General features: G+C 50.0%; 2 protein-coding genes. One reads left to right on the forward strand and one right to left on the reverse strand.

The genetic code is table 11. The features are described 5' to 3' along the window. On the reverse strand, nucleotides 1-500 hold a 500-nt coding region (locus Q0369_RS07215; protein ID WP_367178988.1), incomplete at its 3' end, for an MqnA/MqnD/SBP family protein. Nucleotides 501-792: 292 nt separating this feature from the next. On the opposite strand from Q0369_RS07215, the gene recA reads away from it, so the two are divergent. Beyond that, nucleotides 793-1,463: recombinase RecA (gene recA, locus Q0369_RS07220; RefSeq protein ID WP_298097956.1), on the forward strand; the 671-nt coding region annotated here is incomplete at its 3' end.

Below are 1,463 nucleotides of genomic sequence, written 5' to 3' on the forward strand. Positions count from 1 at the left end.
TCCCAGATCTCGCGCTCCACGCAAAGCTCGTCCGAAAAGTCCAAAATGCTCTCGTGTATCAGCACGCCTGCGTCCACCTCGCCGCTTAAGACCGCACCCTCGATCTCGAGAAAATTTTTATAAACTATGCGCGCTTGCGGGTAGGCCATGCGAAAAAGCAGGGCGTTTGTAGTGTGTTTGCCGCTTAGCGCGACCTTGAAATTTCGTTTTAAAACCGCGCCCTTTTTCTTGACGAGCTTTGGTCCGTAGCCCTCGCCAAAGCTCACTGCCGTTCGCAAAAGCGCGTATTCGTCGCAAATGAGCGGATATAGCGCGAAGCTAATCGCCGTGGCCTCGTAAGTGCCCTTTAGCGCCTCGTCGTTGAGGCTTTGTATGTCAAGTGCCGTCGCGCTAAATTTTAGATTTTTGGAGCTTACCCAACCAAAATCAATCGCCTTATACATAAAAATATCGTCGGCGTCGGGCGAGTGAGCGACGTTTATATGCTTAAAAATCTTCAAATTTTATCCTTTTTGCTCCGCTTTAAATTTCGCGCGCGGCCTGATTTTGAAATGTTGCGAAATTATAGTGAAATTTTGCTACAGCCCTCATAAAAATGCGGAATTTATAAAGAAAAACGTGAAAAATCAAGCCCATTTAAAAGGCTAAATTTAACGCTTTAAGGCTCATCGTACAGAATTTTTTGCGCTCCTTAAAAATTTCAAATTTCGATGCCACGCCGAATTTGCGCGAATAATCAAAAATTCATTTCAAATTTGGTAAAATCAGGTGAATTTATTTTTAAGGAAAAACATGGACGAGGGAAAGAAAAAGACGCTGGATGCGGCGCTAAAATCGATCGACAAAGCTTTCGGTAAGGGCACGCTCGTGCGGCTGGGCGATAAGCAGGTCGAGCCGATAGACGCCATCTCTACGGGCTCTGTGGGGCTTGACATCGCGCTTGGCATCGGCGGCGTGCCGAAGGGGCGTATCATCGAGGTTTACGGGCCGGAGAGCTCGGGAAAAACGACGCTTACGCTTCATATCATCGCCGAGTGCCAAAAAGCGGGCGGAATTTGCGCATTCGTAGACGCCGAGCACGCGCTGGACGTCAAATACGCTTCAAATTTAGGCGTTGATACCGACAATCTCTACGTCAGCCAGCCGGATTTCGGCGAGCAGGCGCTTGACATCGTAGAAACCCTAGCAAAGAGCGGTGCGATCGATCTTATCGTCGTAGATAGCGTCGCCGCGCTCACGCCGAAAAACGAGATAGAGGGCGACATGGGCGATCAGCACGTGGGGCTTCAGGCGCGACTTATGAGCCAGGCGCTGCGTAAGCTCGCCGGCGTCGTGCATAAGATGAATACGACGGTGATCTTTATCAACCAAATCCGTATGAAGATCGGCGCGATGGGCTACGGCACACCAGAGACGACGACCGGCGGCAATGCGCTTAAATTTTACGCTTCGGTGCGCATCGA

The sequence above is a fragment of the uncultured Campylobacter sp. genome (assembly GCF_938030685.1).
In the GTDB taxonomy this organism is placed as follows: Bacteria; Campylobacterota; Campylobacteria; order Campylobacterales; family Campylobacteraceae; genus Campylobacter_B.